The organism is Bartonella sp. AP9QHHD (genome assembly GCF_042195625.1).
In the GTDB taxonomy this organism is placed as follows: domain Bacteria; phylum Pseudomonadota; class Alphaproteobacteria; order Rhizobiales; family Rhizobiaceae; genus Bartonella.
In genome coordinates this window covers 1-3,597 of the sequence record NZ_JBHIOP010000007.1, presented here as the reverse complement: position 1 = coordinate 3,597, position 3,597 = coordinate 1, and the positions used below count along the sequence as shown (strand labels likewise).

The 3,597-nt window shown below is 39.0% G+C and carries 5 protein-coding genes and 1 pseudogene; 1 reads left to right on the top strand and 5 read right to left on the bottom strand.

Features of this window, described 5'->3' with window-relative positions:
- Positions 1–21 precede the first annotated feature (21 nt).
- On the top strand, positions 22–222 hold the full coding sequence (locus ACFIK4_RS00605) for an AlpA family transcriptional regulator (RefSeq protein WP_019219037.1): 201 nt from the start codon (positions 22–24) through the stop codon (positions 220–222).
- Positions 223–324: 102 nt separating this feature from the next.
- Here the strand turns inward: ACFIK4_RS00605 and ACFIK4_RS00600 are convergent.
- The 5 genes and pseudogenes from ACFIK4_RS00600 to ACFIK4_RS00580 form a co-directional block, all read right to left on the bottom strand.
- Positions 325–644: pseudogene (locus ACFIK4_RS00600) on the bottom strand (hypothetical protein).
- A 176-nt stretch (positions 645–820) separates the two neighbouring features.
- The gene (locus ACFIK4_RS00595; RefSeq protein WP_026500686.1) at positions 821–1,225 is read right to left on the bottom strand and encodes a hypothetical protein; all 405 of its coding nucleotides are present in this window, start codon (positions 1,223–1,225) and stop codon (positions 821–823) included.
- A 176-nt stretch (positions 1,226–1,401) separates the two neighbouring features.
- Entirely contained in the window at positions 1,402–1,803 is a 402-nt protein-coding gene (locus ACFIK4_RS00590) for a hypothetical protein (RefSeq protein ID WP_026500687.1), read from the bottom strand.
- A gap of 176 nt (positions 1,804–1,979) precedes the next feature.
- Entirely contained in the window at positions 1,980–2,381 is a 402-nt protein-coding gene (locus ACFIK4_RS00585; RefSeq protein ID WP_375615477.1) for a hypothetical protein, read from the bottom strand.
- Positions 2,382–2,569: 188 nt separating this feature from the next.
- Positions 2,570–3,409 carry a hypothetical protein gene (locus ACFIK4_RS00580; protein WP_375674536.1) on the bottom strand — a complete coding sequence of 280 codons (840 nt, stop codon included), beginning with the start codon at positions 3,407–3,409 and terminating at the stop codon, positions 2,570–2,572.
- Between the last annotated feature and the right edge of the window lie 188 nt (positions 3,410–3,597).

Here is a 3,597-nt window from a genome sequence, read left to right as displayed (position 1 = left end):
TTATAGTGAAAGGATTTTAATATGACAGAAAATGATATTCTTTTAACAGACCGTGAAAGTGCAAAATTGCTTCATATGAGTATCTCAACTTTCCGCCGTCATGTAACCAATGGCTCTTTGCCAAAACCTTTAAAATTTGGTTTTTTATCGCGTTGGTTACAATCAGATCTTATCAATGTCATTGAGCAAGCAAAACAGCAACGTTATAATGACGCGGCATAAAAAGAAAGCCTTGTCACGTAAGAACGGACAAGGCTTTCTCAAACTCATCAACCTGGTGCTTTATTTGGTGTAAATTCAAGGCTTTCTCTACTGAAGCAAGACTTAAGGTTTGCATTCAAGTTGTTCTGAATGTTTTTTACAATAAGGGCTATTTAAGCGTCTCTCAACACTTCGCTGAGGCATGACAGCACCAGGACGACATATGGGAAGATTGTCCGNCGAAAACCTGATTGCGCCATACACATTTCAATACTGGCAAATTGATTCAAATCTAGCGCCACAACCTTATTAAGGTCCGGTACTCCACATTCTAAAAGTATTTTATTTCTCCATAATGCTGGAGAAAGTGAGGGAATTGAATTAACACATCCAGTGATACTTAACAGAGCTATACAACTCAACAGTTTTAAGATTTTCTTCATTTTTCCCCTCTTTCAATGGATTTATTACTATAAAACAGCTCATAAGCTTGTTTATATTTTCTGTCACCGCTGCTTAAAACAACGGTGAACAATATTGAGATGACAGATTGAGGAAACAATCGCGCCATTCCAAGTGAAGGCAAGGATGGCAGATTGTTGATCATCACTAGCAGTGCTTAAGGTTGGCATTCTGGTTTATTTTTATATTTTTGGCAATAAGCGCTATTTAAACGCTTCTTGACACTTCGTTTTGGAATGACAGCACCTGGCACACAAATCGGAAGATCTTCGGCATTATAATTTCTACACCGATCTCTCCACTTCCCTCCTAATTTACTATGAAAACCTGCTTGGGTTAGACATGCATAAATAGATGTATTCGCATTTATACTTAACTCTCTATAATCCATCATATAATCATCATGAGGATTCAGCATTCCACATTCTAATAGTGCTTTTTTAATCTCAATCTTATCTTCTCCTAGCTTCTCTAATACATCCACAGCCTGGTAAGGACCTGGAAAACATCCAGCTATAATAAGCAAAGCCAATCCACTCAATAACTTTAAAGTTGCTTTCATTTTTTCTCTCCTTCAATGATTTTTTATGATAAGATTGCTTATAAGCTTGTCGATGTTTTATATTCCTCTGTCCATATCAATTTGAAACATGTTGAGTGCCGATACAATTGGCCCACACACTTATGCAAAAGATAAAAAAACTAAAGATTACTCTTAATCATACCATCATCAAAAAACTACGGTAGACATTCAGGCTTGTTTCTATTTCTTTTACAATGGGGGCTGTTCAGGCGTTTCTTAACACTTCTTTGAGGAATGACAGCACCTGAATGACAAATCGGAAAACGAGCATCAAAAAACTCACACGAACTCAAATATCCGGATTTATATCTAAAACCTGCTTGAACCATGCAAGCTTCAATTAATGCGTTCGCATTTCCGTCTAACTTTCTGTTGTATTCATCACGATTATAAGGTGTTGGCATGCCACATTCTAACAGCGCTTTCCCTATATCAATTGTATTTGCACCAGGCTTATCCCATAATTCCCAAGCTGATAAGGGAACCTCAGCTTTATACTCACATCCAGCTATACTTAACAGAGCTATGCCGCTCAATAATTGCAAGACTTTCTTCATTCTTCCCCTCTTTCAATGGATTTATTTACAATAAACAGCTCATAAGCTTGTTGATATTTTCTGTCACCGCTGTTTAAACAACGGTGAACAATATTGAAATGGTTGCTTGAGGAAACAATCCCGCACAGGCATGTAAAAACGTGAGTGTGGGGATTGTCGGTCATCACAAACAAAACTTAAGGTTTGCATTCAGGTTGTACTGGACTTCTTTTACAAAAAGGGCTGTTTAAGCGCTTTTCAACACTTCGTTTCGGAATGACCGCGCCTGGTCGACAAATGGGAAGGTTTTCCCTCCAATGATTCACACACCAAGATGGACCGCCATATCTGTCACGGAATCCTGCTTGAATCATACAAGCATAAATTGTTGCATTATCATTATTGCTGAGCTTTTGATTTTCAGCCTCAAGATAATTAAGATGTGGCATGCCACATTCTAATAAGGCTTTTCCTACCTCGGTAAAGTCTGCTCCTGGCTTGATCCACCCATATACTTCCCCTGGAGGAGATTTGTCCATATCACATCCAGTAATACTTAATAGAATGAGCAGGCTCAATAAGTTAAATCGTATTTTCATTTTTTGTTCCCTGTTCTCGTGGAATAAAATTTTATAAAATCAAATGAACCGTAATCATTTTTACACTTAGCACTTGCATCAGCATAACAATTATGGGTACTAGGATTATAGCCGATGATCGCTCCCCCCATCTCTCTGAGGGGTAGAATTAACGGATGTAATGAATCATATGGTTTGGAACGTACCCCTTAAGCCGTAGGCCAATTGTAACCAATCACTGTACTAATGGGGTCTAACATATGACCTTGTATGTAGATATAATTTTTTTCGCCATCGCTTAGATAATCTACTGTATTGGCCATCGATTGCATGTGAGCAGCCGCTCCAACAAGATAGAAGTCTGTTTTCTTGGCTACACTGTGGATACCATGTTCTTGCAAGTCATTTGCTCCATTGCGTATTGTTAAGGTACCCCGGCTATGCCCACTAACAATAGCATTGTCATTGCCATAACGATAGATAAAATCTTGGAACTTCTTGGTCGAATTACTCAATCCCCAAGTGCTACCCTCCCAAAACTTTTGATAATATGCTACCCCTAATTCTACCAGCACATCATCAGCTTGGGGAAAGTATGTAAAATAAAGGGGACCATTTTTATTAACAGCCAATTGGACAGCATTACCGGCTGCTTCATCTGGTGAATTAAAAATGCCATTGTAGAACATATAAACAGCACCATTAGGGCCTTTTTGTAAATGCTTTTCTTCCTCTGGCTTTAAAAAGTGATACAGAGTGATATATTTTCCATCACTGCCTTTTATATACTCTCCATTTTCATCGGTTAAATAGAGGACATTGCCATTTTCATCATGCGCAACCTCACCCACTGGATGGTCAACATAAAATGCCATTTTACGAACCCCATCCCATATATCAAACCATTCATCTACCCATTTATTTCTCATACCTAAACGATTACGCAATATATCCTCAAGCGGTGCGACATCTAGCTGTCCTACTGCTTGGTGTGCTGCTGCGGTGTTGCGGTTGAGAGAGCCAATGATTTGTCCAGCATCTTGCCCCATCGCCCTCTGTCCAGTTGTATCAGTAAGGATGATAGTCCCATCGCTGATAGCAGATTTGGTTTCCCCTTCTACTCCATCATGCGCTTTTTAGAGGCTTCAGCATTACGCTTTTTAGAGGCTACATCATTGTGCTTTTTAGGGGCTTCAGCATTACGCTTTTTAGGAGCTTCAGCATTACGCTTTTTAGG

Coding starts and splice junctions, on each gene's coding strand:
- ACFIK4_RS00605 (WP_019219037.1), top strand. CDS start 22: ATGACAGAAAATGATATTCTTTTAACAGACCGTGAAAGTGCAAAATTG.
- ACFIK4_RS00595 (WP_026500686.1), bottom strand. CDS start 1,225: ATGAAAGCAACTTTAAAGTTATTGAGTGGATTGGCTTTGCTTATTATA.
- ACFIK4_RS00590 (WP_026500687.1), bottom strand. CDS start 1,803: ATGAAGAAAGTCTTGCAATTATTGAGCGGCATAGCTCTGTTAAGTATA.
- ACFIK4_RS00585 (WP_375615477.1), bottom strand. CDS start 2,381: ATGAAAATACGATTTAACTTATTGAGCCTGCTCATTCTATTAAGTATT.
- ACFIK4_RS00580 (WP_375674536.1), bottom strand. CDS start 3,409: ATGGGGCAAGATGCTGGACAAATCATTGGCTCTCTCAACCGCAACACC.